Origin of the sequence: Leisingera sp. JC11 (assembly GCF_040704725.1) — a bacterium.
Taxonomy (GTDB): Bacteria; Pseudomonadota; Alphaproteobacteria; order Rhodobacterales; family Rhodobacteraceae; genus Leisingera.
In genome coordinates this window covers 67387-92222 of sequence record NZ_JBFCVS010000010.1, presented here as the reverse complement: position 1 = coordinate 92222, position 24836 = coordinate 67387, and the positions used below count along the sequence as shown (strand labels likewise).

Sequence of the window (24836 nt, the reverse complement as noted above, 5' to 3'; positions counted from 1 at the left end):
AAAAACGCCGCGAAAACGCGGCAGGGGATGAAATGACATGATCGTCGTCGAGGACTTGCACAAGCACTTCGGCGGGTTCCACGCGGTTGACGGCGCCTCGCTGGAAATCGCCAAGGGGTCCATAACCGGTTTGATCGGCCCGAACGGGGCCGGAAAGACCACACTTTTCAACGTTATCGCTGGCGTGCTGGAGCCGACCTCAGGCCGGGTCACCATGGACGGTGAGGATATCACCGGCCTGCCGCCGCATGAGCTGTTCCACAAAGGGCTGCTGCGCACCTTCCAGATCGCGCATGAGTTCTCCTCAATGACCTGCCGGGAAAACCTGATGATGGTTCCCGGTGCGCAATCGGGGGAAACGCTGTGGAACACCTGGTTCGGCCGCAAGCGGATCGCCGACGAGGAACGCGCGCTGCGGGCCAAGGCCGATGAGGTGCTGGAGTTCCTGACCATCAGCCACATCGCGGACCTGAAGGCGGGCCAGGTCTCCGGCGGCCAGAAGAAGCTGCTGGAACTGGGCCGCACCATGATGGTGGACGCCAAGATCGTCTTCCTCGACGAGGTTGGCGCCGGCGTGAACCGCACCCTGCTCTATACCATCGCCGACGCCATCAAGCGCCTGAACGAGGAGCGCGGCTATACCTTTGTCGTGATCGAGCACGACATGGAATTCATCGGCCGCCTGTGCGACCCGGTGATCTGCATGGCCGAGGGCAAGAAGCTGGCCGAAGGCACTCTGGACGAGATCAAGGCAAACGAGCATGTGATCGAGGCCTACCTGGGCACCGGTCTGAAAAACAAGGATAAGCTGGAGGCGGACGCATGAGCGATAACCCCTACCAGAACGATCACGGCAACAAGGATGCCTCGATCACCAACACCAAGGGCATTGGCACGATGGAACCGGCTCATCTGAAAAGCGGCCCGACGCATAAGGTCGACGGCGGCCCGTTCCTGATCGGCGACACCATGACCGGCGGTTATGGCAAAGGACCGGACATCCTGCATGACTGCACCATTGCCGTCGACAAGGGCGAGATCGCGGTGATCGTCGGTCCCAACGGCGCCGGCAAGTCGACCGCGATGAAGGCGGTGTTCGGGATGCTGAACGTGCGCTCCGGCGCTGTGCGGCTGGACGGCGAGGACATCACCCAGCTCACCCCGCAGGACCGGGTGGTCAAGGGCATGGGGTTCGTGCCCCAGACCAGCAACATCTTCACCTCGATGACAGTGGAAGAGAACCTGGAGATGGGAGCGTTTATCCGCACCGATGATTTCCGCGACACGATGGAGCAGGTCTATGACCTGTTTCCGATCTTGCGCGACAAGCGCAACCAGCCTGCGGGCGAGCTGTCCGGCGGCCAGCGCCAGCAGGTGGCCGTGGGCCGCGCGCTGATGACCAAGCCGAAGGTTCTGATGCTGGACGAGCCGACGGCAGGCGTTTCCCCCATCGTGATGGATGAGCTGTTCGACCGCATCATCGAGGTCGCCCGCACCGGGCTGCCGATCCTGATGGTGGAGCAGAACGCCAAGCAAGCGCTTGAGATCGCGGACAAAGGCTATGTCCTGGTGCAGGGGCGCAATGCCTATACCGGCACCGGCAAGGAGCTGCTGGCCGATCCCGAAGTGCGCAAATCTTTCCTGGGGGGCTGACAGATGGATCTTCTCAACGCCCTCGTGGCGCTTACCAACTTTGTTATCGTCCCCGGGCTGGCCTATGGCAGCCAGCTGGCGCTTGGCGCGCTGGGGGTGACGCTGATCTACGGGATCCTGCGGTTCTCGAACTTTGCCCATGGCGACACCATGGCGTTTGGCGCGATGGTCACGATCCTGATCACCTGGGCTTTCCAGTCGATGGGGCTGAGCGCAGGCCCGCTGCCGACCGCCCTGCTGGCGCTGCCCTTTGGCATCCTGGGCACCATTGGCCTCGCGCTGCTGACCGACAAGACCGTTTACCGGTTCTACCGCCAGCAGAAGGCGAAGCCGGTGATCTTCGTCATGGTCTCGCTGGGTGTGATGTTCATGATGAATGGCATCGTGCGCTTCATCATCGGCCCCGGCGATCAGCGGTTTGCCGATGGCGAGCGCTTCATCATCAAGGCGCGCACCTTCAAGCAGATGACCGGCTTGGACGAAGGGCTGGCGATCAAGACCACCCAAGGCATCACCGTGATCACTGCGATCATCGTGGTGGCAGTTCTGTTCTGGTTCCTGAACAAGACCCGCACCGGCAAATCCATGCGCGCCTACTCGGACAACGAGGATCTGGCGCTGCTGTCGGGCATCAACCCGGAGCGGGTGGTGATGTACACTTGGATGATCGTGGCGGCGCTGGCGACCATTGCCGGGGTTCTCTATGGCCTCGACAAGTCGTTCAAGCCGTTCACCTATTTCCAGCTGCTGCTGCCGATCTTTGCCTCTGCCATCGTGGGCGGCCTCGGCAACCCGATCGGCGCCATTGCCGGCGGCTTCATCATCGCGTTTTCCGAGGTGACGATCACCTATGCCTGGAAGAAGGTGCTTACCTACGGCCTGCCGGAGAGCCTGGCGCCTGACGGGCTGGTTCAGCTCCTCAGCACCGACTACAAGTTCGCGGTCTCCTTCGCGATCCTGATTGTCGTCCTCCTGTTCAAGCCTACCGGCCTTTTCAAAGGGAAAGCGGTATGACCGAGACCATGAAACATACCCTTCTTTTCGTCTTTGTCGGCGTGATGATCCTGCTCGAGGGCGCCACTGACTTCCTGTTCTTCTCCGGTTCCTGGAACTCGGCGCTGGTGATCCTGAACATGGGGCTGATCTCGGCCATCATGGCGATCGGGGTGAACATCCAGTGGGGGTTTGCCGGGCTGTTCAACGTCGGCATCATGGGCTTTACCGCGCTTGGCGGTCTGGCCGTGGTTCTGGTGTCGACACCGGTGATCCCGGCGGCCTGGTCGTCGGGCGGCGTCAGCATCGTGATGGCCCTGGTTATGGGTGCGCTGACGGTCGTGTCGGCGGTGATGATCACCAAGTTCATGCCTGCCGGCAAACTGCGCACCGCTGTTCTGCTCGCCGTGCTGATCGTGGGATTCTTTGTCTACCGTGCGATCTTCGATCCGGCTGTTGGCTCGGTTGAGGCGATCAACCCGGCGCTTCAGGGCAATATCGGCGGCCTGGGCCTGCCGGTTCTGCTGGCCTGGCCTGCGGGCGGCCTGCTGGCGGCCGGCGCGGCCTGGCTGATCGGCAAGACTGCCCTGGGCCTGCGCTCGGACTATCTGGCAATTGCCACGCTGGGTATTGCCGAGATCATCATCGCGGTGCTCAAGAACGAGGACTGGCTGTCGCGCGGCGTGAAGAACGTAGTCGGCCTGCCCCGCCCGCTGCCCTATGAGGTGGATCTGCAAAACGATCCGTCCTTTGTGGAGCGTGCGGCCAGTTGGGGCATGGACCCGGTCACCGCTTCTACCGTCTATGTGAAGGCCGGTTATGCGCTGATGTTTACAGTAGTACTGCTGGCGCTCCTGTGGATGGCGCAGATGGCACTGAAAAGCCCCTGGGGCCGTATGATGCGCGCAATCCGCGATAATGAGGTTGCGGCAGAGGCGATGGGCAAGGATGTGACCCGCCGCCACCTGCAGATCTTCGTGCTGGGCTCTGCCATCTGCGGCATTGCCGGTGCAATGATGACCACGCTGGACAGCCAGATGACCCCGGGCACCTACAACCCGCTGCGGTTCACCTTCCTGATCTGGGTGATGGTGATCGTCGGCGGTTCCGGCAACAACTTCGGCGCGGTGCTGGGCGGCATGCTGATCTGGTTCTTCTGGATCAAGGTGGAGCCGATGGGCATCCTGCTGATGGAACTTGTCACCTCTGGCATGACAGAGGGCAGCGCCCTGAAGGCGCATCTGCTGGAGAGCGCCTCGCACATGCGGCTGTTCACCATGGGGCTGATATTGCTTCTGGTGCTGAGGTTCAGTCCGCGCGGGCTGATCCCCGAGAAATAAGCAGGCACGGGCCCTGTCTGGCGGATCACCAGGCAGGGCCCTGCTCTTTCATCAGAACCATTCCCGGCAATTCTGGTTTCCTGCTGCCTCGCAGCCATCCCGAAAACGGCGCCGCCTCAGCTTTTTCTCAAAAAGGGGAAACAGCTGCCTCAATTGTCTGCTTAACAGGGCAGAAACAACTAACGAGGCAGGCAGCCATGCATATGACTTTGAAGCTCTTCCTGGTATCCGCTGCCGCGGCCGCTTTGACCGGCTGCGTTTCACCGGAGCAGTTTGAAACCACTCCAGTGCAGGTCCAGAGCAGCAAGGGCATCGTGACCTGTCAGCTTTATACCAAGGACCGGGTTCTTTGGGACCGGGCCATCGACCGCCCCGCGGCCATGTCGGTGCAAGAGGCTGATGCGATCTGCAAACAGGAAGGGCAGCGCCAAAAGGACGGCGGCTGATCCCTCTTATGCGGGGTCCGGTTTCAGTCCTAGCGCCCCTTGAACAGGCTGCCGAGGATGCCCCGGACAATCCGGCGGCCGGTGGTGCCTTTCAGCTCCTTGATCACCGCTTCCGACATGGCAGAGGCAAAGGTGTCCTTTTGCCGGTAGGAACGGGACGTCGACCGGCTGACCCTTGAGCCGGAGTAACGCCGGGCGGCGTTAAACTCCCGCGCCATGGGCTGCGGTGCTTCTTCGGCAACTGTTTCAGCGGCCTCTGCCTCCTGTGCCGCAGCCTGTGTCCGCTGGGCCAGGATCTCATAGGCTGAGCGCCGGTCGACCGGGTTGTCGTATTTGCCGGCCATGTCGGAGGCTTTGAGCATCTCCTTGCGCTCGCCGTCACTAATCGGCCCCAGCTGGGTGCTTGGCGGCCGGATCAAAGTGCGCTCCACCACGCCAGGCACACCTTTTTTCTGCAGCATCGAAGTCACCGCTTCGCCGACGCCGACCTCCCGGATGGCGTCTTCAGTCGAGAACCTTGGGTTTTCCCGGTAGGTTTCGGCCGCCAGCCTCAGGTTCTTGCGGTCCTTGGCGGTAAAGGCGCGCAGCGCGTGCTGGATGCGGTTGCCCAGTTGGCCCAGAATGTCCTCCGGCACATCCGCCGGGTTCTGGGTGATGAAATAGATCCCCACCCCTTTGGAGCGGATCAGGCGCGCCACCTGCTCCACCTTGTCGGTCAGCGCCTTGGGCGCGTCTTCGAACAGCAGATGCGCCTCGTCGAAAAAGAAAACCAGCCGCGGCTTGTCCGGGTCGCCGACCTCCGGCAGTTCCTCAAAGAGTTCGCTGAGGAGCCAGAGAAGGAAAGTGGAATACAGTCCCGGTGCTGCCATCAGCTTGTCCGCGGCGAGGATGTTGATCATGCCCTTGCCCGCCGCATCGCAGCGCATCAGGTCGCTGAGCGCCAGCGCGGGCTCTCCGAACAGGCCCGCACCCCCCTGGTTTTCCAGCACCAGCAGGCGGCGCTGGATGGCACCGATCGACGCCGTCGACACATTGCCGTAGCGCAGCGACAGCTGGCTGCGGTTTTCGCCGATCCAGACCAGCAGCGCCTGCAGGTCCTTGAGATCGAGAAGCGGCAGCCCTTCCTCATCAGCGAGCCGGAAAGCGATGTTCAGAATACCCTCCTGCGCTTCGCTCAGTTCCAGCAGCCGCGCCAGCAGCAGCGGCCCCATTTCGGCAACGGTGGTGCGCACCGGGTGGCCCTGTTCGCCATATAGGTCCCAGAAGGTGACCGGGCAGACGTGGTAGGCGTAGTCCGAAAAGCCGATCTTGCCGGCGCGGGAGGTGAATGCCTCGTGCAGCTTGTGGGTTTCCGTGCCCGCCTTCGCCAGACCGGACAGATCGCCCTTCACATCCGCCAGGATGACCGGCACGCCCGCGTTCGAGAACCCCTCGGCCAGAATTTGCAGGGTGACGGTCTTGCCGGTGCCGGTGGCGCCGGCAATCAGACCATGGCGGTTGGCATATTTCAGGCTCAGCCCCTGCGGTTCGCCATACCCTTCGCCGCCGCCGCCGATGAAAAGACTTTCTGCCATAACTGCCCCGCCCGTTCTTTTCCTGTGGATAACAATACAAAGTTAACTATTGGATGCGATAGTCAATCTTGCCCGCCCCTGCACATGCGGTTGCCGTGGCGGACATTTCCTCCCTGTCAGACTGGGCCGTGCCTCGAGCACGGCCTTCTTTTTAGCGGTGACTGCCTGCAAAGCGCGCATCTTTCGCTGCCAGCTCACCCCTTAGCATGCAATTTTCATTAAAACCGGGCCGTCCGGTTTTTTTTTGAACTTCAATGTTGACCGATGGCCAACCCTTTCGTAACGTCCTACGCAATAACTAAGTCGGCCAGTCCGACGGGGAGATGCAAATACGAGAAAGGGGACCAGATGGTTCCCTTTTTTGTATTTTTTCAGCATCTTCCAAGACTGAGCTGCGTTGCGCGGATTTCCCCGCTGTCCCCTTGTTATGGACCTGACACTGCCCTGGCGGCGTGCTACACGCGTGAGCAGCGTCTTTAGAAAAATGAGGCATTCATGTTGAAGTCCCTGACCCCGATCACGCTTGCCGCGGTGCTGGCCTTGACCGCGCCGCTGGCGGCGCAGGAAGCTGCCACCGAAGAGGCCGGCGCCACCGAACCGGCCGCCGGGGCGGAACCCGCAGAGCAGGCAGAATCCACCGCGGACGAGTTGCTGGATCTGGGTGAGCCGGTCAATGACGGCCCCAAGCTGGGTGAGCGCTACTCCAAGGAAAAACACGGCGACTGGGATCTGGCTTGCATCAGGACCGAGGCCGAAACCGATCCTTGCTCGCTGCTGCAAATCCTGAAGGGGCCGCAAGGCAACCCGATGGCTGAGGTGTCGATGTTCCGCATTGACCAGCAAGGCGGCCAGGCAGTTGCCGGCGCCACCGTGATTGTGCCGCTGGAAACCCTGCTGCCCGCCGCGCTGACCATCTCGATCGATGGCGCGCCGGCCAAGCGCTACAACTATTCCTTCTGCAACCAGCTGGGCTGCGTGGCCCAGATCGGCCTGACCCAAGGCGACATTGACGCATTCAAAAAGGGCAAGGAAGCCGTTCTGTCGCTGCGCCCGGCTCCGGCACCGGATCAGATTGTGTCGATGAAGCTGTCGCTGAGCGGCTTCACTGCGGGCTATGACGTCGTGGACGTCGTCAAGCAGTAAGACCTGTCATCAGCCGAAGAAAACGCCGCGCGCCTCAGGGCCGCGGCGTTTTTTGTTTCCGGGCCGTCAAACCCTGCGCAGCGCCAGCACTGCGTTCAGCCCGCCAAAGGCAAAGGCATTGGACAAGGCGACGTCAACCTTCGCCTCGCGCGCCTCATTCGGAACCACATCCAGCGCGCATTCCGGATCCGGTTCGTCATAGCCGATGGTCGGGGCAATCACCCCGTCGCGCAGCGCCATGATGCAGGCCAAAAGCTCCACCGCGCCGGTGCCGCCGATCAGGTGGCCATGCATCGATTTGGTGGAGGAGATCATCAGATTGTCGGCGTGCGGCCCGAACACATCCGCAACCGCGGCGCATTCGGTCTTGTCATTGGCAGCGGTGCCGGTGCCGTGCGCATTGATGTAGCCGACCTCCGAGGGGTCGACTCTGGCGTCCTGCAGCGCGCCCGCGATGGCCCGCGCGGCCCCCTGCTTGCTGGGCATCACGATGTCGGCGGCATCCGATGACATGGCGAAGCCAGTGACTTCACAGAGGATTTCTGCGCCGCGTGACCTGGCGTGCTCATATTCCTCGAACACAAAGATGCCAGCACCTTCACCCTGCACCATGCCATTGCGGTTGGCGCTGAACGGGCGGCAGGCGTCCCTGGACATCACCCGCAGGCCTTCCCAGGCCTTGACCCCGCCGAAGCACAACATGGATTCCGAACCGCCCGTGATCATCACCGGGCTCATGCCCGAGCGCACCATCTGGAACGCCTGCGCCATTGCGTGATTGGAGGACGCACAGGCAGTGGAGACGGTGAAACTTGGCCCCTTGAGGTTGAACTGCATCGACACATGGCCGGCTGCTGCATTGTTCATCAGCTTCGGGACCACAAAGGGATGCACCCGGTTTTTGCCGTCCTCGTAGACGCTGCGGTAATTTTCATCCAGCGTCTGCATGCCGCCGCCGGAATTGCCGAGAACGACACCGGCCTTGGCCGACAGGTCGCCGTGGAATTCCAGGCCGGACTGACCGATGGCCTCCTTGGCTGCGGTCAGGGTGAACTGGGTGAAACGGTCATACAGGCTCAACTGCTGCCGGTTGAAACGGCCTTCTGCCTCGAACCCGCGAACCTGGCCGCCGATCTTGATCGCCAGCCGCTCCACATCGCGGAACTCCAGCTCACCGATCCCGCAGCGCCCTTCGCGCATGGCAATCAGCGTTTCGGGCACCGAATGGCCCAGCGCATTGATGGTTCCTGCCCCGGTGATGACAACGCGCTTCATACCGGCTTACGCTTTTTCCAGAACCAGCTTGTCGATCCCGGCGATGATGGCCGCGACGTTGGAAATGTCAAAATCGCTCTTCTCGGGTTCATTGGCGTTGAACGGAATCGAAATGTCGAACTCTTCCTCGATCGCAAAGATGCTTTCGACCAGGCCCAGGCTGTCGATGCCGAGGTCTTCCAATGTGCTGTCGAGGGTCACATCCGACGGTTCCAGAACCGCCTGTTCGGCAATGATTGCAATGACCTTGTCCTGCGTGCTCATGTAAGGATCCCCGATTTACTGCCTGAATCTGATGTAGGTATTCGACGGTTACTTGAAAACAGCCTTTTTTAACAATTCGATGTCACGCATCAAACGAGGCAGCCGGCGCTGTGCTTTGTACATCTCGGTGTGGGTTTCCATCTTGACTCCCGGGTAGCCCATGATGACGCGGCCTGCAGGCACGTTGGACAGGATCTTGGTGCCGCCGCCGGAAATCACACCGTCGCCGATGAAGATATTGTCGACCACCCCGGTTTGGCCGCCCAGAACCACGTTGTTGCCGATATCGACGGAACCAGACACGCCGGTCTGGCCGCAGAGCAGGCAGTCGTTGCCGACACGGGTGTTGTGGCCGACGTGCACAAGGTTGTCGAGCTTGCTGCCATTGCCGATCACGGTGTCACGGATGGTACCGTTGTCAATGGTGCAGTTGGAGCCGAGTTCGACGTCATCGCCGATGGTTACGGCGCCCAGAGAGTGGATACGGACCCAGGATTGCGCCTTGGCCTCGCCCTGATCACCCATGGTCTTGCGCGCATTTTCGGCGCCGGAGACCTCAGGTGTGACATAGGAAAAGCCATCGCCCCCGACGCGCGCGCCGGGCTGGGCGCGGAAACGGTTGCCGATGGTGGCGCGGGCGCCGATCGAAACCATTTCACGCAGTAGCGCATCCTCGCCGATCACAGCCTCGGCACCGACATAGCAATGCGGGCCTATCACCGAGCGGGCGCCGATTTTCGCGTTTGCGGCGACTACGGAGAGCGGCCCGACCGAAACGCCCTCGCCCAGTTCGGCGGTGGGGTCAATGACAGCGGACGGGTGGATGCCGTCACCGAACCCTTGGCCGCGGTCCAGCATAGCCGTCACACCCGACATGGTCATCCGCGGGCGCGGCGCAAAAATGACGGCCTTCAGGCCAAAGGATTCCCAGTCCGCACCATCCCACAGGATAGCAGCCTGCGCCTGGCCCTCTTTCAGGCCATCGGCGTATTTCGGCGCCATCGCCATGGCGATCTGGTTCGCACCGGCATCCTGCGGTTCGGCTGCGCCTGCGATTTGCAGGTCCAGGTCGCCCTGGGCCTCGGCACCAAGGGATTCAGCGATCTGGCGGATTGTGAACATGGCAGGCCCTTTCAGAATATCCTGTATGGGCCTGACATTTACCCCTGAAAACTGGGCAGCACCACCCCTGCCCGTTCCAGCGCGGCCCAGACCTTGGCGTCACGGCCATAGACATCGCGGCGGAACTCGGCACGGCCTTTGCCGGACACCACGGCGGTCCGGTAGATGATATGCACCGGTACTTTCTGCTCCAGTTCGACCTTGGTTTCCTTGCCCGACTTCAGGATGCGGTGGAAGAAATCCTTGGGGTTCTCGGTCTGCTTAGCCAGCAGCGCATAGGCAAACTCAAACGGCTGGGCCAGGCGGATGCAGCCATGCGAGAAGGCGCGCACTTCGCGGGCAAACAGGCTCTTCTGCGGGGTGTCGTGCAGATAGATGTTGTATTTGTTGGGGAACATGAACTTGACCAGACCCAGCGCATTGCTGCGGCTGGGGGGCTGACGCATGGAATAGGGGAAGTTCCGCGCGGTATACTGCGAGAAATCTGCCGAACTGCGGTTCACCACCCGGCCGCGCCGGTCGGTGATCTGGATGTGACCGACGGCGTTGGGGTTGCTCTGCAGCTTGGGCAGGTATTCCTTGGTGATGATCGAGCGCGGCACATACCAGCTCGGGTTGATCACCATATGCTCCATCTCGTCGGAGAATTCCGGGCTGCGGCGGTCGTGGGTGTTCTTGCCGATGACCGAGCGGGTCTCGAAGGTCACATCCCCGTTGTCGACGATCTTGGCGGTGAAGTCGGTCTGGTTGACCAGAATATGCCGCTCTCCGCGCTCTGGTGTCAGCCAGCGCTCCCGCTCCATCGCGATAATGACAGACTTCAGACGCGCGCTGACCGGCTTGTTGATCTCATCAATCGTGCCGGGGCCTGCCACGCCATCGGTTTCCAGGCCGTGATCGGACTGGAAGCTCTGCACCGCCTTTTCCAGCGCGGCATCGTAGGTTCGCGCGGCGCTGCGCGGCAGGTAGCCCATCAGCATCAGCCGGTTGCGCAGCGCAATGACGGCCTGGCCCTGATCGCCCCGTTCAAGCTTCTTGGCGTTCACAGCCGGCCCCCAGCCGCCTGCCGCCATCACCTGCTCCAGCCGCAGTTTCTCGCGCATCAGGCCGCGATACTGCGGCGATGCCGGAACCAGGCTGCGCATAAAGGCATAGGGCTGGGTGTCGCGGATCCCGGCCAGAAAGCTGGACCCGTCCACGGTATGTTTCTTGCGCACCATGCCGGCGTCGATCTGCGACGGCACCAGCAGCCCGGTCTGAAGATCGGTGGCGTATTCCACCAAGGCCTGGCTCAGCGCGGCCTCGACATTGCCGACGTCACGGGTGGTCTGCACGTCGCGCATTTGCTGCATCAGCGCGGCAACTTCGGCTGAACGGTCCGGCAGGCCATGGGCCTGGGTTTCATTCAAGGCCGCCAGCAATGCATTACGGCGCTGGCGCGACGCTTCATCCTGGCCGGTCCAGATCGCCTCATAGCCGTTTTCGCGGTAGAACTGCGCAACCGCCTCGCTGCCATAGGCCGCCTCAGCGACCGCTTGGCGGAAAGCTGCCGAAACTTCAGCCTGTGCTGAACCGGGAACAGCCCCGGCGGACAAGCCGCCCAGTGCCAAGGCGAACAGCCCGGCCTTGATCCCTGGCAAGAAGTTTCCTGCAGAAGCACGCGTCATAATTTCCGGTCCTTGCGCCGATTTTTGTCAATTCTGGCAGTGCCTACCTGAAATTCTGGTAAATGCCAGCCGCTGTTGTCCATTCACAATTGCGAAATGTCAGTTTTGATGCAGCAATGCCGCGTCTATGAAACCCGGCTGCAACAGTCGCGGGGAAAAGTTCCCTCCGCCTCCCCTAATGCGCAAAAAATCGCCGAAAACCGGTCTATCCGTTACAGCGCGGCAAAGAAATGTTGGATCAGGATTCTCACTGTGCCATACATGCCGCACGTTAACCTAAAGCGTTAGCGAGCCCGTAACATCGGGCGACTAGGCAGGACTAAAAGCGTACGGGACGGCGCAGTGACAATGGCAAAAACCACGGGCACGGGGATTTCCCGGCGTTCTCTTTTGGGTGTGTTTGCGGCAACCGCAGTGGCAGCAGCCCCGACTTTCTCCAATGCAGCAGGCTTCCTTCGCGGCGGCGGAGATATTCGTCGCATCCGCATGTATTCGGGGCGCACCGGTGAACGCCTGGACATGGTGTATTGGATCGACGGCGACTACATCAAAGATGCAGTCAAGGAAATCAATCACTTCATGCGTGACTGGCGCACTGATGAGGTCAAGAGCATCGACCTGCGCACCATCGACATCATGGCCGCCTCGCACAATCTGCTGGATGTGAACGAGCCCTACATGCTGCTGTCGGGATACCGCAGCCCGAAAACCAACGCCATGCTGCGCAGCCGTTCGCGCGGGGTCGCAAAAAACTCGCTGCACATGCGCGGCCAAGCCGCCGACCTTCGCCTGGCATCCCGGTCGGTATCCCAAATGGCGCAGGCTGCCGAAGCCTGCCACGCTGGCGGAGTTGGTAAATACCATCGTTCGAATTTTGTGCATATGGATTGCGGAGTCGTCCGCACATGGCGCGGCTGACGCTACCAACCATTGCAAGAACGCAAGCCTGCACACCCGGTGCAGGCTTTTTCGTTTCCAGGGCAACTGACTTGGTCTTCGATTTTCGCCCGCGGTCAGGAATTTGGAAACAGGCAGTTTTTCCCGTTGCAGAGGCAACCAAGCGCGGGTATACCCCGGCTTAACAACGCACCTGTAGCTCAGCTGGATAGAGCGCTGCCCTCCGAAGGCAGAGGCCAGAGGTTCGAATCCTCTCAGGTGCGCCATTCCCCCTTGTAAGTTACCCAAAAGACTTGCTGTTTTAAGGCTTCTTAAAGAGCGCCGTGTTAACAACACTGCCTATACTTCACGACGTGGATAGCGAGGCAGAATGGTACATTCCAACTCAATCTTTCGGGCAGCGGAGCCGACGGAACCCCGGCTTCGACTGAATTTGCCCTGCACTATCAACTTGTCCGGATCAGAGCTGGAAGCCACAGTTTACAACATCAGCTACAGCGGTTTTGCTGTGCGCCTTCCTGAAGGTCAGAACACCTTCGCCCTGGCGGAGTTGAAATCTGTCACAATTCAGGAAATCGGCGAGTTTGAAATTCACACCCGGTGGCGCAAGGATGTCAGGATTGGATTCAAGTTCCTAAGCAAGCGCAGCGCCCGTCCGGTACTGGATGCCTATTTTGCCCGGACCGGCGAGTACCCGACGTAATTTCACTGCTGAAGCCGCCCCCCGCCCGGCTGAAATCAACACTGAAGCGCGGCGGACAGGGCTGCCAATATTTCGCTTTGCCGCTTGGTTTTTCCCAGGCTTGGCGGCCAGGTCAGCCAGTATCCGTCGATCGTGTCCAATTCCGGTGCAGACAGACAGACCAATTGCCCGGTCTGCAGCAGATTGGTAGCCAGGGCGCGGGAGCCCAGAACAACCCCCATTCCCAGCCGCGCTGCCAGCAGCGCATGGGCCATGGAATCGGCAGAGACCGGCCCGAGTGCCGGCGCATCCTGCCCCGTTACGCGCGCCCATTCAGCCCAGCCCGGACGTTCTCCGCGCAATTCAATTGCCGGCAAGTTGCGCCAGTCGTCAGCGCAGTCCGGGGCAGCCATAGGCTGAAGCACTTCATTTGCCAGCAAGACACCGTCACGCCCTTGCCAGTTGCCGCGCCCGTAGCGAATGTGCAGTGCCCCATCCGCGGCATCGAAATCCTGCCGTTTGGGTACTGTTTCAATTACCAGCCGCAACTGCGCGTGACTTTCGGAAAACGCTGCAAGGCGCGGCAGTAAAAGCATTTCCAGATGCGAAGGCTGGGCTGCAATACGCAGTTCCCGCACACTGTGCCCGAACAGGTTTTCCGTTCCCTGCTCCAGCGCGCGCAGGGAATCATGCACCAGCGGCAGGTAGCTTTCCCCGTCCACTGTCAGCGACACACCTCGGGCGGACCGAATGAACAGTTGCCGTCCCAGCCATGCCTCCAGGTTGCGGATCCGCTGGCTGACCGCGGCCTGGGTAGCACCGAATTCCTCTGCTGCCGCGGTAAAACTGCCGTGGCGCCCCGCAGCTTCGAAGACCTTGAGCCAGTCCAGCGGCGGCAATCCCTGTTTGGTCACCTTCTTTGACATTAGAAAACCTAACTCTCAAACCCCGATTTCCGTCGTTCTCTTGATGGCTCAGCAGCAGTAGCAAGGCAAGAAAGAACCAGGCCAACCGGAGAAACCCCAATGCCCCGTTCCGTAACCGCCGACGCATCCGGCAGCTTTCTTACCCTGACATTCGAAGATGGCAGCGAGAGCCGCTTCCATGCAATCTGGCTGCGCGACAATGCACTGGACCCCGAAACCCGCGCCCCGGGCAACGGCCAGCGGCTGATTACCATCGGCGACATTCCCGCCGATACCCGGATCAGCACGGCGCTGGTGGAAGAGGGTTCCCTGAATGTCACTTTCGCACCGGAAGGCAAGACCGTCACCTACCCGGGCACGTGGTTGAAGACCTACGCCTATGACGTTGATCAATCACGCGAATTCGGCCGCATGGCGCCAGGCATTGAAACTTGGAACAGCAACCAGCCGGCGCCAACCTTCGACTGGGAGGAGGTACAAGCCTCCGCGCAGGCCAAGCGGGACTGGCTGGATGCCATTGCCCGCCTCGGTTTTGCAAAGCTGGTGAACGGCCCGGTCAAGGAAGGTGCTTTGATCGATTGTGCTGAGATGTTCGGCTTTGTGCGCGAAACCAATTATGGCAAGTATTTCGAGGTCCGCACCGAGGTGAACCCGACCAACCTGGCCTATACCGGCCTGGGCTTGCAGGCGCATACTGACAACCCCTACCGCGATCCGGTGCCGTCGCTGCAGATCCTGTACTGCCTGGAAAACTCTGCTGAAGGCGGTGAGAGCATCGTGGTGGACGGCTTCCGCGCTGCTGAGCGCCTGCGCGCTGAGAACCCGGAGGGGTTTGCGCTGCTGGCGGGCTATCCGGCCCGGTTTGAATACAAGGGCGCAGACGGGGTACATCTGCGTTCGCGCCGTCCGATGATTGAACTGGCGCCCGATGGCGAGATGATCGGGATGCGCTTCAACAACCGCTCCTCGGCGCCGTTTTCCGACATCCCGTTTGACAAGATGCAGGCCTATTACGCCGCCTACCGCCGGCTGGGCGAGTTCATCGACGATCCGGACATGGGGGTTTCCTTCAAGCTGGAGCCGGGCGAGAGCTTCATCGTCGACAACACCCGCGTGATGCACGCGCGCCTGGGCTACTCCGGTTCCGGCTCGCGCTGGCTGCAGGGCTGCTACGCCGACAAGGACGGACTGCTGTCGACCCTGAATGTGCTGAACGCGCAATTGGAGGGCTGATCATGAACAAGCCGGACGTCAGCAAGCTCAACCGCGACAATATCGTCGAATTCATCGGCGGCATCTTCGACCGCCGCGGCGACGAGGAATACCTGGGCGAGCCGGTCACCATGGCCGAACACATGCTGCAAGGCGCCACAATCGCCGAGCAGAACGGCCAGCCGGAAGAAATCATCGTGGGGGCGCTGCTCCACGATATCGGCCATTTCACCAGCGAATTCGGAACCTTCTCGATGGACGACACCGAGGACCGCTTTCACGAGGAAGCCGGGGCTGAAGTTCTGGAACAGTTCTTCCCCTCGGTGATCACCGACTGCGTGCGCTACCACGTGGCGGCCAAGCGCTACCTCTGCGCCACTAAACCGGAGTATTTCAACCGTTTGTCAGAGGCTTCCATCCATTCGCTGAACCTGCAGGGAGGCCCTATGAATGCCGAGGAGGTGGCGGAGTTCGAGAAGAACCCGAACCTCAAGCAAATCATCGCGGTGCGTTATCTGGATGAGGCCGGCAAGCGGGCGGACATGGAAACGCCGGACTACTGGCACTTTGCGCCGATGGTGCAGCGGATGGTCGACAATCACATGGGAGCCAAAGTATGAGCGCGCCTGAGTATATCTTTGAAGCTAGCTCAAAACCCTCGCTGCCCTGGCATGAGGTACCGTTGATCCGGGCGACCGAGGAAAGCGTCAAGGGCTATGGCTGCCTGGTTGAGGATCCCGAAAACTTCGAGATCGAAATCGTGCAGTGGCCCGCCCAGGGCTGGCGGCCGATCGACGAGGGCACCGGCGATGAAGCAGGCTGGGTTGAGGGCACCTTCCGCGGCGACTGGCGCGGCGATGTGCTCTATGGCGAGAACGAAGCGGTCAATGGCAACTATGTGCTGGGCTGGTCCACTGACCCGCAACAGGCCCAAGCGGAGCGCCAGACCGCGCCGCGGGATCAGGTGCTGCTGTGGCACATGAACTATCATCCAGACGGCGGACAGCTGTTCTATCCGCTGGACAACAAGCCCTTCATCATTCCCGCGGCGTTGCCCGGCGATGACCTGAAACCGGAAAAGGTAGTAGCCTTCTGGTGCGATGGCTCCAAGGGGCTCTACATCAACCCGAATATCTGGCACGAAGGGATTTTCCCGGCGGAGGACAGCCAGCGGTTCCTGGACCGCCAGGGCAAGGTGCACGCGCGGGTCAGCTGCGATGTCGGCAAGGAATTCGGTGTCTACCTGTCCTGCCCGCTGCGGCCGGATAAGATCCAAGGCTAAATCACCGCTCTGAAACGCAAAACGGCGCCTCGAAGGGCGCCGTTTTCATTTTTTCATTGGCTGGGATCACGCAAACAGTTCATGTGCCAGTTCCAGCGCGTTGATCAGCGTGTCGACCTCTTCCTTGGTGTTGTAGAGGCCAAAGGATGCGCGGCAGGTGGCAGAGACTCCCAGATGATCCATCAGCGGCCCGGCGCAGTGATGGCCAGCCCGCACCGCGACACCTTTCTTGTCAAGGATGGTGGAGATGTCATGCGCATGTGCAGCACCCTCCATGGTGAAGCTGAAAATCGCTGCCTTTCCAGGCGCTTGCCCCTGCACGTTGATCCAGTTCAACCCGGTCAGCCGCTCCATCGCATAGTCGCGGAGGCCGCCTTCATGCTTGGCGATGTTCTCCATTCCAAGCTCCATCATGTACTCCAGCGCCACACCCAGGCCGATGGTCTGCACGATGCCCGGCGTGCCGGCCTCGAACTTCATCGGCGGATCGTTGTAGATGACCTGCTCCTTGGAGACTTCTTTGATCATGTCTCCGCCGCCGATGAAGGGGCGCATCTCGGCCATGCGCTCAGGCTTGATGTAGATCGCGCCGGACGCGGAGGGGCCATAGAGCTTGTGGCCGGTGATCGCATAGAAATCGCAGCCGATGTCCTGCACATCGACCGGCATGTGCACCGCGCCTTGCGAACCATCAACCAGCACCGGAACGCCTTTGGCATGGGCGCCTTGGGTAATCGCCTTCACATCCACAACCGTGCCCAGCACATTGGAGCACTGGGTAACGGCCACCAGTTTGGTCTTGGGGCCAATCGCGTCGATCACCTTCTGCGGATCAAGGCTGCCGTCATCGGCCACATCGACCCATTTCAGCACCACGCCCTGGCGTTCGCGCAGGAAGTGCCAGGGCACGATGTTGGCGTGATGCTCCATCACCGACAGGACAATTTCGTCACCGGCCTCGAACCGCGGCATCGCCCAGCCGTAGGCAACCAGGTTGATGCCCTCTGTAGTGCCGGAGTTCAGCACGATGGTGTTTTCATCACCCGCGTTCAGGAACCGGGAAATGATACCGCGGACGGCCTCATATTTTTCGGTCGCCAAGTTAGAAAGAAAGTGCAAGCCGCGGTGAACGTTGGAATATTCCTCAGCATACGCTTTGGTCACCGCATCGATCACCGCCTGCGGCTTCTGAGCTGATGCGCCGTTGTCGAGATAGGTCAGCGGCTTGCCGTTTACTTCACGCGAGAGGATCGGGAAGTCGGCGCGGATTTTTTCCAGGTCATACATTGTCGGGAAGTCCCAGATTGGCTGGGCCGATCAGACCCACGATGAAGAGAAGGGCAAAGACCAGGATCATGCTGGCCATCAAAACCACCCCGAGCGAGCGCCAGACGGAGCCGAAGCGATGCGCCGCGTTGACGAAATGCAGGAGGATGAAGAACACAACGATATTGGCCGCTATATTAAGGAGCGCAGCCAGGGAAGGGATCACCAGGAAGACAACCACGATGGCACCGTTCAGGCCCGCCTGCAGCAGCTGCAGCCAGGTGACGAGCGCCAGCAGCGCGGGCAGGTTTCCCTGGCCGCCCAGCCAGCGGCCGGTGGAGGAGAGCATGGCGATGAAGCAGAGCTGCAGCACCAGCACCATGGCGAAATAGGCACCCGGCGTGAACCGCGGCAGCAGGACCTCCGGCGGCAGCGGAAACAGGATTTTCTGCAAGGTGTAGACGCAGGTGTTCAGCACCACGGACAGCAGGAAGGCGGTCCACAGGGCCTCCCTCGGCCAGTCCCGGGCCAGGATTTGCTGCGCCGCATCCCGCGGTGATCTCAGCGTCAGCAGGGCAAAGGAGGCCAGCGCATTCATGGCTTGGCCCAATAGCCCTGGACCATGCCGGATACCCAGAACCAGAAGAACACGGCGCACCAAAGTGCCCCCACCAGGTTCAATGCAGCGCCGGGGCCGATGAAACCGGCCACCAGACCGTTCAGCAGCATCAGCGGGCTGGCCGCCAGGAAAGCCCAGAACAAAGCCAGCCGCGCACGGTAGGCATCGCCCTGCCCGCCCATGGCGCGCGCAATCCAATGGGCAACCAGCGCCAACACATACAGCAGCAGCGGCGCGATGAAGACCAGCGCCAGCAGTGATCCGCCCAGCAGCATGTTCAGCTCCTGGCCGGTCAGATGCGCCTCGCGCGCCAGTTTCGGCATCTGCGCCACAAAGGTCAGCACGCAGCCTGCAATCAGGAACACCAGCAGCCGGTCCTCGCGGGCGCCCATGCTCAGAAGCCGCGCAAAAACCTTGCGCGGCCCCCTGTAGGTCGCCGGGATATCCGTGGTGACGGACATCAGCGGCGCCGGGCCAGCCAGCCTTCGAGGCGGGAGACGATGTCGGCCGCGATCTCGGGGTCCTCGATCTCGTCCACCGCTTCGGCCAGGAAGGCCAGCGTCATGAGGTCGGTCGCATCCGCCTTGTCCACACCGCGCGAACGCAGGTAGAACAGGCCTTCCTCGTCGATGGCGCCGGAGGTGGAACCGTGCGAGCAAGCCACGTCGTCGGCGTAGATCTCCAGCTCAGGCTTTGCCAGGAACTGGCTGTCGTCGTCCAGCAGCAGCGACTGGGAAATCTGATATCCGTCAGTCTTTTGCGCGCCTTCCTTCACCAGGATCTTGCCCTGGAACACGCCGGTGGCACCGTTGCGCAGCACCTTCTTGAACACCTGGCGGCTTTCGCAGTTCACCGCGTCATGGGTGATGAACACGGTGTCATCGTGATGGAAGTCGCCATCGCCAACACAAGCGCCTGCGATATGGGCCACGGCGTCATCGCCGGTCAGCTCGATCACCGCCTCGTTGCGGGTCAGCACGCCGTTCACGGTCAATGTGAAGGACTTGAACACAGATTCTGTGCCCAGACGGGCAAACAGATGAGTAGCCGCGCGGCGCTCGTGGTCGCGGCCCTGGGCGCGCACCAGGTGCATCTTGCCGCCATCGGCAATGTCGATCTCCATGCACTTGTTGAAGCGCGAAGCAGCCGGGCCGTTCTCCAGGACCGTCACCTCGGCATCGCTTTCCACGCGGATCACGTGATGCAGGATCGCGTCGGAGTTTTCGTCCGAATGCACATAGGTGAAGTTGATCGGCTTGGAGACCTTGCCGGTCACCCGGATCGCCACGCCATCGGTGGCAAAGGCGGTGTTCAGCGCCGCCAGCGGGCGTTCCACCGGGGTCTGGCCGCGCGCCTCGAGAACGCCATACAGGTCCTTGGCCCAGTGAATATCCTTGCAGCAGATATCCTCGATCCGGTCGATGGTCAGACCTTCGAGGTCCAGATCATCAGAGGCTTCGGCGTCAAACACGCCATCCACAAAGACGATATTCAGGCGCTCAAAGGCGTTGAACATCGGATCTTCTTCAGCATGGAACACAGCCGCCTTGGGTGCCTCGGCCTGCACCAGGGTGTCCGGCTTGGTGTATTTCCAGTATTCATCGCGGCGCGACGGCAGGCCCATGGTCTGCACCCGGGACAGCGCTGCCTGGCGGGCCGCCTTGAGGCAGCCGCTTTCCGGCAGGGTCAGCGCCATCAGCCGTGCTTGGGTTGCGCTTTGCTTGACTTCGGCCAGGGCCATTTACGCCTCCTCTGCCAGAATGCCGGCGTAGCCGTTGTTCTCGACTTCCAGCGCCAGCTCGGGGCCGCCGGTCTTGACGATGCGGCCGTTTGCCAGGATGTGCACCACGTCGGGTTTGATGTGGTCCAGAAGGCGCTGGTAGTGGGTAATCACCAGGAAACCGCGTCCCTCATCGCGCAGGGCGTTCACGCCTTCGGCCACCAGCTTCATCGCGTCAACGTCGAGGCCGGAGTCGGTCTCGTCCAGGATGCACAGCTTCGGCTCCAGCATCGCCATCTGCAGGATCTCGTTGCGCTTCTTCTCACCGCCGGAGAAACCGACGTTGACCGGGCGCTTCAGCATTTCGGCGTCGATCTTGAGGGTCTTCGCCTTGGCGCGCACTTCCTTCAGGAAGTCGGAGGCCGACAGCTCTTCCTCGCCGCGGGCCTTACGCTGTGCGTTCACCGCGGTGCGCAGGAAAGTCATGTTGCCAACGCCGGGGATTTCCACCGGGTACTGGAACGCCAGGAACATGCCCGCAGCGGCGCGCTCTTCCGGCTCCAGCTCCAGGACATCTTCACCTTCCAGGGTGGCAGAGCCTTCGGTCACTTCATAGCCGTCACGGCCCGACAGCACGTAGGACAGGGTGGATTTGCCCGAACCGTTCGGCCCCATGATGGCATGCACCTTGCCGGCTTCGACCTTCAGGTCGACGCCTTTCAGGATCTGCTTTTCCTCGTCTTCCAGTTTGACGTGCAGGTTTTTGATTTCGAGCATTTTTTCCTCGTCTCACATGTCTTGCAGGCCTGCGGCCCGCGATATTCCCGTGGCCCGTCGGGGCCGCTTCATTCCTATCCCAGCACCACTGCGGTACCGCTGGCCGAGACCATCAGCATGGACTGCCCGACCACTTCATAATCCAGATCAACGCCCACCACGGCGTTTGCGCCCTTGGCCCGGGCACGGTCTTCCAGCTCTGCCAGCGCGGTTTCGCGCGCGTCCTGCAGCTTGCTTTCATACGCGCCGGAGCGGCCGCCGACGATATCGGTGATCGAAGCAAAAACATCGCGCACCACATTGGCGCCCATGATCGCCTCGCCCACCACGATGCCCTTGTATTCGGCAATCTGGTAGCCTTCGACGCTGTTGGTCGTTGTGACGATCATGCTCTTGCCTCCTTGCGGTGATGCCCAAGGGCCTGCCATCAGCCGACAGACCCTTCCAGCGAAATCGCAACCAGTTGCTGGGCTTCCATGGCAAACTCCATCGGCAGCGCCTGAAGCACGTCCTTGCAGAAGCCGTTCACCACCAGGGCCACTGCCTCTTCCTCATCCATGCCGCGCTGGCGGCAGTAGAACAGCTGGTCGTCGTCCACCTTGGAGGTGGTTGCCTCATGCTCCACGCGGGAGGAGTTGTTCTTGACCTCGATGTAAGGAACCGTGTGGGCGCCGCATTTGTCGCCGATCAGCAGCGAGTCACACTGGGTGTAGTTGCGCGAGTTCTTCGCCTTGGGGTGCATCGACACCAGACCGCGGTAGGTGTTCTGCGCCTTGCCGGCAGAGATGCCCTTGGACACGATGCGGGACTTGGTGTTCTTGCCCAGATGCACCATCTTCGTGCCGGTGTCGGCCTGCTGATAGTTGTTGGTGATCGCAATCGAGTAGAATTCGCCCTGGCTGTCGTCGCCGCGCAGGATGCAGGACGGGTATTTCCAGGTCACGGCCGAGCCGGTCTCGACCTGCGTCCACATCACCTTGGCGCGGTCGCCGCGGCAGTCAGCGCGTTTGGTCACGAAGTTGTAGATGCCGCCTTTGCCGTTCTCATCGCCCGGATACCAGTTCTGGACGGTCGAGTACTTCACCTCGGCGTCTTCCTCGACGATGATCTCCACCACCGCTGCATGCAGCTGCGAGGTGTCGCGCTGCGGTGCGGTGCAGCCTTCCAGGTAGCTCACATAGGAGCCCTTGTCGGCGATGATCAACGTGCGCTCAAACTGGCCGGTGTTTTCCGCGTTGATGCGGAAATAGGTCGACAGTTCCATCGGGCACCGCACGCCCGGCGGCACATAGACGAACGAGCCATCGGAGAACACGGCGGAGTTCAGCGTCGCGTAGAAATTGTCAGACACCGGAACCACAGAGCCCAGGTATTTCTTCACCAGCTCCGGGTGCTCTTTGATGGCTTCCGAGATCGAGCAGAAGATGACACCCGCTTCTTTCAGCTCTTTCTGGAAGGTGGTGCCCACGGAGACGGAGTCGAACACCGCGTCCACGGCGACCTTGCGGCCTTCTTCCGGGGTCTCGCCTGCGCCTTCGACTCCAGCCAGAATCATCTGCTCTTTCAGAGGGATGCCGAGTTTTTCGTAGGTCGCCAGCAGCTTGGGGTCGACCTCGTCCAGCGACTTGGGCTTCACTTCCATCGACTTGGGCCGGGCATAGTAATACTGGTCCTGGAAGTCGATCTCCGGGTAGTCGACCATCGCCCAGTCGGGCTCTTCCTTCTGGAGCCAGCGTTCATAAGCCGCCAGCCGCCATTCGGTCATCCATTCCGGTTCTTCGTTTTTTTCCGAGATCAGCCGGACGATATCCGGGGTCAGCCCTTTGGGGGCGTATTCCATCTCGATATCGGTTTCCCAGCCGTATTTGTAAGCGCCGCCTACTTCGCGGACCGCGTCCACGGTTTCCTGGTCAACACCTTCCTTGACTTGGGTCTGGTCCAAAGCGGCCATTGTCTTCTCCTCACTCACGCCGCGCGGGCGCGATGTTTCTTTTCTTTTTGCAGCCACGCATCGGCAAAGCGCAGCACATCTTCTTCCGTCGTCTGGGGCCCCAGCGACACGCGCACCGCGCCCTGTGCCGTAACCTCGTCATATCCCATTGCGGTCAGCACCGCGCTGGCGCGCACCTTGCCGCTGGAACAGGCGCTGCCGGCGCTGATCGCGAAGCCCGCAAGGTCCATCTGCATGACCTGGGTTTCGCCCTTCCAGCCCGGCGTTGCAAAACACAGGGTGTTCGGCAGCCGCTTCTGATCCTTCCCGACAAAAATAGTATGGCTTACGCCAGACACAAGCGCCTTTTCTAGAATATTTCTAAGTTCTGCAACCCTGTCCCAGACACCATTTGCCAGATCTTTTGCAGCCGCTTCAGCTGCGGCGCCGAAGCCCGCGATTCCAATGACATTTTCGGTGCCGGACCGGCGTCCCATTTCCTGGCCGCCGCCCTTAATCTGGGCCGGCAGATCGGTGCCGCGTTTCATCACCACGGCGCCGATGCCCTTGGGGCCGCCCAGTTTGTGCGCCGAAATCAGCGCCATCTGGGCGCCAAGCCAGTTGAACGCCACCGGCAGTTTTCCAAAGGCCTGGGTCGCATCCGTCACCGCCAGCCCCTCCGGCAGCGTCTGCACGATGCCGGTTTCTGAATTTGCCAGCTGCAATGTGGACTGAGCGGGATCGCCGATCTGAACCGCACCGTCGCCTGTCACCGGCAGGTCCTCGGCAGTCCAGGCGCGCACGGCATCATGCTCCACCGGCGCGCCATGAAGGCCGCGGCCGGCCAGAGCCAGCGCCGCGCCTTCGGTGGACCCGGAAGTAAACACGATATCTGCCCCATCCGCGCCAAATGCCGCGGCCACCTGCGCCCGCGCCTTCTCGACAAGAGCCTTGGCGGCCCGGCCCTCAGCATGCACCGACGACGGATTGCCGCAGATCTCCATCGCCGCAATCATCGCTGCCGTCGCCTCAGGGCGCAGCAGAGCAGTGGCATTGTGGTCGAGGTAAACACGTTTCATAGAGTCATCTTTTCGCGGGCAACTGCCGCGTCATAAGGGGTTTTGTACAAATCTGCAAAGGCCTCGGCGTAATCCAGACGAAGCTGGTAACTGTAACCAGGCTGCAGGAAATACGGTGCCTGTCCTGCGGTGTCCTCAAACATCCGAATGAGTAAGTGACCGGGCACCTCGATGTGAGCTTTCGCCGGCCCAGCCAAGACGTTGTACATCCGGCCCCAAAAATGGCGCGACCGCTCCCATGCTTCCCGCGCCATGGCAGTCTTCCGAAACAGAAAAATGTAAACATCAACGGCCGTCATCCCGGCGAAGGCCAGACGCTCTATCCGGGCGCCCCGCCCGGCTTGATCGCTTCCTTTGACTTGGTACCGGTCCACAGACGCCACCGTCCCGAGCTTGGGTGCCAGCGCACCAAAGGCTTCGAAAGCTTCTTGGCTTTGTACGGACAGATCGATTCCATCCAATCCGCAGATAGCGGGATATTGGGAGAAATCCGGGTTCACTGTCAGTCGTCCACCACCGCAAACAGGCTGGGCACCGCCGGGCACGGCGCCAGGTCATTCTTAATCACATCCGACAGCCGGGTTTGGTGCAGGAATACATAGACATGCGCGCTCAGCCCCTCCCACAGGCGGTTGGTCAGCGATTGCGCGCGGCTGCCGGACAAGGCACCGGACGCCCCTGCCCCCTTGTGCATGGCATCTACCGTTTCATCGACCGCCGACAGCACGTCCACCACCCGCACCTCTGATGGCGGCATGGCAAGGCGGTAGCCGCCGCCAGGGCCGCGCACCGACTCGACCAGCCCGGCGCGGCGCAGTTTGACAAACAACTGCTCAAGGTAAGGGAGCGAGATGTCTTGACGCTTGGAAATGTCGCCCAGCGGCACCAGATCGCCCTGCGGCTGCAGCGCGATATCCGCCAGCGCAACCATCGCATAGCGCCCTTTGGTGGAAAGCTTCATATTTTACC

27 protein-coding genes and 1 tRNA gene are annotated in these 24836 nt (G+C 61.2%); 12 read left to right on the top strand and 16 right to left on the bottom strand.

Going from position 1 to position 24836, the window contains the following annotated elements; all coding sequences use genetic code 11:
• Window positions 1–37: 37 nt before the first annotated feature.
• The 5 genes from AB1A62_RS12835 to AB1A62_RS12815 all read left to right on the top strand — a co-directional run bounded on the left by AB1A62_RS12835 (window position 38) and on the right by AB1A62_RS12815 (window position 4432).
• Entirely contained in the window at window positions 38–826 is a 789-nt protein-coding gene (locus AB1A62_RS12835; protein WP_027237606.1) for an ABC transporter ATP-binding protein, read from the top strand.
• Window positions 823–1653 (top strand): ABC transporter ATP-binding protein, encoded by an 831-nt coding sequence (locus AB1A62_RS12830; protein ID WP_366661859.1) that lies wholly within the window; start codon window positions 823–825, stop codon window positions 1651–1653. Before AB1A62_RS12835 ends, AB1A62_RS12830 begins: the two co-directional genes overlap by 4 nt.
• A 3-nt stretch (window positions 1654–1656) precedes the next feature.
• Window positions 1657–2667, top strand: a complete 1011-nt coding sequence (locus AB1A62_RS12825) for a branched-chain amino acid ABC transporter permease (RefSeq protein WP_366661858.1) — start codon at window positions 1657–1659, stop codon at window positions 2665–2667.
• Window positions 2664–3986 carry a branched-chain amino acid ABC transporter permease gene (locus tag AB1A62_RS12820; protein WP_366661856.1) on the top strand — a complete coding sequence of 441 codons (1323 nt, stop codon included), beginning with the start codon at window positions 2664–2666 and terminating at the stop codon, window positions 3984–3986. Before AB1A62_RS12825 ends, AB1A62_RS12820 begins: the two co-directional genes overlap by 4 nt.
• 203 nt (window positions 3987–4189) lie before the next feature.
• Window positions 4190–4432 (top strand): hypothetical protein, encoded by a 243-nt coding sequence (locus tag AB1A62_RS12815; RefSeq protein WP_366661854.1) that lies wholly within the window; start codon window positions 4190–4192, stop codon window positions 4430–4432.
• A 29-nt stretch (window positions 4433–4461) separates the two neighbouring features.
• On the opposite strand, the gene AB1A62_RS12810 is transcribed toward AB1A62_RS12815, so the two are convergent.
• Window positions 4462–6006, bottom strand: a complete 1545-nt coding sequence (locus tag AB1A62_RS12810; protein ID WP_366661853.1) for a helicase HerA-like domain-containing protein — start codon at window positions 6004–6006, stop codon at window positions 4462–4464.
• A 495-nt stretch (window positions 6007–6501) separates the two neighbouring features.
• Here AB1A62_RS12810 and AB1A62_RS12805 point away from each other — a divergent pair, with 495 nt between their 5' ends.
• Entirely contained in the window at window positions 6502–7149 is a 648-nt protein-coding gene (locus tag AB1A62_RS12805) for an invasion associated locus B family protein (RefSeq protein ID WP_366661852.1), read from the top strand.
• A 66-nt stretch (window positions 7150–7215) separates the two neighbouring features.
• Here the strand turns inward: AB1A62_RS12805 and AB1A62_RS12800 are convergent, their stop codons facing one another.
• Genes AB1A62_RS12800 through AB1A62_RS12785 form a run of 4 tightly spaced genes read right to left on the bottom strand, consistent with a single transcriptional unit; the run spans window position 7216 to window position 11477 of the window.
• The gene (locus AB1A62_RS12800; protein ID WP_366661851.1) at window positions 7216–8424 is read right to left on the bottom strand and encodes a beta-ketoacyl-[acyl-carrier-protein] synthase family protein; all 1209 of its coding nucleotides are present in this window, start codon (window positions 8422–8424) and stop codon (window positions 7216–7218) included.
• Window positions 8425–8430: 6 nt separating this feature from the next.
• Window positions 8431–8688: an acyl carrier protein gene (locus tag AB1A62_RS12795; RefSeq protein ID WP_366661850.1), complete on the bottom strand. Its 258-nt coding sequence runs from the start codon at window positions 8686–8688 to the stop codon at window positions 8431–8433.
• A gap of 48 nt (window positions 8689–8736) precedes the next feature.
• The gene (lpxD, locus tag AB1A62_RS12790) at window positions 8737–9810 is read right to left on the bottom strand and encodes a UDP-3-O-(3-hydroxymyristoyl)glucosamine N-acyltransferase (protein WP_366661849.1); all 1074 of its coding nucleotides are present in this window, start codon (window positions 9808–9810) and stop codon (window positions 8737–8739) included.
• A gap of 38 nt (window positions 9811–9848) precedes the next feature.
• Window positions 9849–11477 (bottom strand): L,D-transpeptidase family protein, encoded by a 1629-nt coding sequence (locus AB1A62_RS12785; RefSeq protein WP_366661848.1) that lies wholly within the window; start codon window positions 11475–11477, stop codon window positions 9849–9851.
• Window positions 11478–11825: 348 nt separating this feature from the next.
• On the opposite strand from AB1A62_RS12785, the gene AB1A62_RS12780 reads away from it, so the two are divergent.
• The 3 genes from AB1A62_RS12780 (at window position 11826) to AB1A62_RS12770 (ending at window position 13077) form a co-directional block, all read left to right on the top strand.
• Complete coding sequence (locus AB1A62_RS12780) at window positions 11826–12395, top strand: DUF882 domain-containing protein (RefSeq protein WP_174146989.1); 570 nt, start codon at window positions 11826–11828, stop codon at window positions 12393–12395.
• A gap of 168 nt (window positions 12396–12563) precedes the next feature.
• Window positions 12564–12640, top strand: a tRNA-Arg gene (locus AB1A62_RS12775).
• Between the two features lie 104 nt (window positions 12641–12744).
• Window positions 12745–13077, top strand: a complete 333-nt coding sequence (locus AB1A62_RS12770) for a PilZ domain-containing protein (protein ID WP_366661847.1) — start codon at window positions 12745–12747, stop codon at window positions 13075–13077.
• 35 nt (window positions 13078–13112) lie between these two features.
• Here AB1A62_RS12770 and AB1A62_RS12765 read toward each other — a convergent pair whose 3' ends face one another.
• Window positions 13113–13955, bottom strand: a complete 843-nt coding sequence (locus AB1A62_RS12765; protein WP_366661846.1) for a LysR family transcriptional regulator — start codon at window positions 13953–13955, stop codon at window positions 13113–13115.
• Window positions 13956–14081: 126 nt separating this feature from the next.
• On the opposite strand from AB1A62_RS12765, the gene AB1A62_RS12760 reads away from it, so the two are divergent.
• Genes AB1A62_RS12760 through AB1A62_RS12750 form a run of 3 tightly spaced genes read left to right on the top strand, consistent with a single transcriptional unit; the run spans window position 14082 to window position 16476 of the window.
• Window positions 14082–15215 (top strand): gamma-butyrobetaine dioxygenase, encoded by a 1134-nt coding sequence (locus AB1A62_RS12760; RefSeq protein ID WP_366661845.1) that lies wholly within the window; start codon window positions 14082–14084, stop codon window positions 15213–15215.
• A gap of 2 nt (window positions 15216–15217) precedes the next feature.
• Window positions 15218–15814, top strand: a complete 597-nt coding sequence (locus AB1A62_RS12755; RefSeq protein ID WP_366661844.1) for an HD domain-containing protein — start codon at window positions 15218–15220, stop codon at window positions 15812–15814.
• The gene (locus AB1A62_RS12750) at window positions 15811–16476 is read left to right on the top strand and encodes an ureidoglycolate lyase (RefSeq protein WP_366661843.1); all 666 of its coding nucleotides are present in this window, start codon (window positions 15811–15813) and stop codon (window positions 16474–16476) included. Before AB1A62_RS12755 ends, AB1A62_RS12750 begins: the two co-directional genes overlap by 4 nt.
• Window positions 16477–16542: 66 nt before the next feature.
• Here the strand turns inward: AB1A62_RS12750 and AB1A62_RS12745 are convergent, their stop codons facing one another.
• The 10 genes from AB1A62_RS12745 to AB1A62_RS12700 all read right to left on the bottom strand — a co-directional run bounded on the left by AB1A62_RS12745 (window position 16543) and on the right by AB1A62_RS12700 (window position 24828).
• Complete coding sequence (locus AB1A62_RS12745; RefSeq protein WP_366661842.1) at window positions 16543–17763, bottom strand: cysteine desulfurase; 1221 nt, start codon at window positions 17761–17763, stop codon at window positions 16543–16545.
• Window positions 17756–18340 carry a YIP1 family protein gene (locus AB1A62_RS12740; protein ID WP_366661841.1) on the bottom strand — a complete coding sequence of 195 codons (585 nt, stop codon included), beginning with the start codon at window positions 18338–18340 and terminating at the stop codon, window positions 17756–17758. The genes AB1A62_RS12745 and AB1A62_RS12740 overlap by 8 nt, the downstream gene beginning before the upstream one ends.
• Window positions 18337–18822: a YIP1 family protein gene (locus AB1A62_RS12735; protein WP_174146997.1), complete on the bottom strand. Its 486-nt coding sequence runs from the start codon at window positions 18820–18822 to the stop codon at window positions 18337–18339. The genes AB1A62_RS12740 and AB1A62_RS12735 overlap by 4 nt, the downstream gene beginning before the upstream one ends.
• Window positions 18822–20102, bottom strand: coding sequence for a Fe-S cluster assembly protein SufD (gene sufD, locus AB1A62_RS12730; protein ID WP_366661840.1), 1281 nt, complete (start codon window positions 20100–20102; stop codon window positions 18822–18824). The genes AB1A62_RS12735 and sufD overlap by 1 nt, the downstream gene beginning before the upstream one ends.
• Window positions 20103–20858 carry a Fe-S cluster assembly ATPase SufC gene (gene sufC, locus AB1A62_RS12725; protein WP_366661839.1) on the bottom strand — a complete coding sequence of 252 codons (756 nt, stop codon included), beginning with the start codon at window positions 20856–20858 and terminating at the stop codon, window positions 20103–20105.
• A 74-nt stretch (window positions 20859–20932) separates the two neighbouring features.
• Complete coding sequence (locus AB1A62_RS12720; RefSeq protein WP_039123659.1) at window positions 20933–21247, bottom strand: YbjQ family protein; 315 nt, start codon at window positions 21245–21247, stop codon at window positions 20933–20935.
• Between the two features lie 38 nt (window positions 21248–21285).
• The gene (gene sufB / locus AB1A62_RS12715; protein ID WP_174147001.1) at window positions 21286–22809 is read right to left on the bottom strand and encodes a Fe-S cluster assembly protein SufB; all 1524 of its coding nucleotides are present in this window, start codon (window positions 22807–22809) and stop codon (window positions 21286–21288) included.
• A gap of 14 nt (window positions 22810–22823) precedes the next feature.
• The gene (locus tag AB1A62_RS12710) at window positions 22824–23867 is read right to left on the bottom strand and encodes a cysteine desulfurase family protein (RefSeq protein ID WP_366661838.1); all 1044 of its coding nucleotides are present in this window, start codon (window positions 23865–23867) and stop codon (window positions 22824–22826) included.
• On the bottom strand, window positions 23864–24367 hold the full coding sequence (locus AB1A62_RS12705) for a hypothetical protein (protein ID WP_366661837.1): 504 nt from the start codon (window positions 24365–24367) through the stop codon (window positions 23864–23866). Before AB1A62_RS12705 ends, AB1A62_RS12710 begins: the two co-directional genes overlap by 4 nt.
• A 2-nt stretch (window positions 24368–24369) precedes the next feature.
• A complete protein-coding gene (locus AB1A62_RS12700) occupies window positions 24370–24828 on the bottom strand; it encodes an Rrf2 family transcriptional regulator (RefSeq protein WP_019296280.1) in 459 nt (152 codons plus the stop codon).
• Window positions 24829–24836: the final 8 nt, after the last annotated feature.

Bases quoted from the DNA above. Each gene is read 5' to 3' on its own strand.
- AB1A62_RS12835 (WP_027237606.1), top strand. From the start codon at position 38: ATGATCGTCGTCGAGGACTTGCACAAGCACTTCGGCGGGTTCCACGCG.
- AB1A62_RS12830 (WP_366661859.1), top strand. From the start codon at position 823: ATGAGCGATAACCCCTACCAGAACGATCACGGCAACAAGGATGCCTCG.
- AB1A62_RS12825 (WP_366661858.1), top strand. From the start codon at position 1,657: ATGGATCTTCTCAACGCCCTCGTGGCGCTTACCAACTTTGTTATCGTC.
- AB1A62_RS12820 (WP_366661856.1), top strand. From the start codon at position 2,664: ATGACCGAGACCATGAAACATACCCTTCTTTTCGTCTTTGTCGGCGTG.
- AB1A62_RS12815 (WP_366661854.1), top strand. From the start codon at position 4,190: ATGACTTTGAAGCTCTTCCTGGTATCCGCTGCCGCGGCCGCTTTGACC.
- AB1A62_RS12810 (WP_366661853.1), bottom strand. From the start codon at position 6,006: ATGGCAGAAAGTCTTTTCATCGGCGGCGGCGGCGAAGGGTATGGCGAA.
- AB1A62_RS12805 (WP_366661852.1), top strand. From the start codon at position 6,502: ATGTTGAAGTCCCTGACCCCGATCACGCTTGCCGCGGTGCTGGCCTTG.
- AB1A62_RS12800 (WP_366661851.1), bottom strand. From the start codon at position 8,424: ATGAAGCGCGTTGTCATCACCGGGGCAGGAACCATCAATGCGCTGGGC.
- AB1A62_RS12795 (WP_366661850.1), bottom strand. From the start codon at position 8,688: ATGAGCACGCAGGACAAGGTCATTGCAATCATTGCCGAACAGGCGGTT.
- lpxD (WP_366661849.1), bottom strand. From the start codon at position 9,810: ATGTTCACAATCCGCCAGATCGCTGAATCCCTTGGTGCCGAGGCCCAG.
- AB1A62_RS12785 (WP_366661848.1), bottom strand. From the start codon at position 11,477: ATGACGCGTGCTTCTGCAGGAAACTTCTTGCCAGGGATCAAGGCCGGG.
- AB1A62_RS12780 (WP_174146989.1), top strand. From the start codon at position 11,826: ATGGCAAAAACCACGGGCACGGGGATTTCCCGGCGTTCTCTTTTGGGT.
- AB1A62_RS12770 (WP_366661847.1), top strand. From the start codon at position 12,745: ATGGTACATTCCAACTCAATCTTTCGGGCAGCGGAGCCGACGGAACCC.
- AB1A62_RS12760 (WP_366661845.1), top strand. From the start codon at position 14,082: ATGCCCCGTTCCGTAACCGCCGACGCATCCGGCAGCTTTCTTACCCTG.
- AB1A62_RS12755 (WP_366661844.1), top strand. From the start codon at position 15,218: ATGAACAAGCCGGACGTCAGCAAGCTCAACCGCGACAATATCGTCGAA.
- AB1A62_RS12750 (WP_366661843.1), top strand. From the start codon at position 15,811: ATGAGCGCGCCTGAGTATATCTTTGAAGCTAGCTCAAAACCCTCGCTG.
- AB1A62_RS12745 (WP_366661842.1), bottom strand. From the start codon at position 17,763: ATGTATGACCTGGAAAAAATCCGCGCCGACTTCCCGATCCTCTCGCGT.
- AB1A62_RS12740 (WP_366661841.1), bottom strand. From the start codon at position 18,340: ATGAATGCGCTGGCCTCCTTTGCCCTGCTGACGCTGAGATCACCGCGG.
- AB1A62_RS12735 (WP_174146997.1), bottom strand. From the start codon at position 18,822: ATGTCCGTCACCACGGATATCCCGGCGACCTACAGGGGGCCGCGCAAG.
- sufD (WP_366661840.1), bottom strand. From the start codon at position 20,102: ATGGCCCTGGCCGAAGTCAAGCAAAGCGCAACCCAAGCACGGCTGATG.
- sufC (WP_366661839.1), bottom strand. From the start codon at position 20,858: ATGCTCGAAATCAAAAACCTGCACGTCAAACTGGAAGACGAGGAAAAG.
- AB1A62_RS12720 (WP_039123659.1), bottom strand. From the start codon at position 21,247: ATGATCGTCACAACGACCAACAGCGTCGAAGGCTACCAGATTGCCGAA.
- sufB (WP_174147001.1), bottom strand. From the start codon at position 22,809: ATGGCCGCTTTGGACCAGACCCAAGTCAAGGAAGGTGTTGACCAGGAA.
- AB1A62_RS12710 (WP_366661838.1), bottom strand. From the start codon at position 23,867: ATGAAACGTGTTTACCTCGACCACAATGCCACTGCTCTGCTGCGCCCT.
- AB1A62_RS12700 (WP_019296280.1), bottom strand. From the start codon at position 24,828: ATGAAGCTTTCCACCAAAGGGCGCTATGCGATGGTTGCGCTGGCGGAT.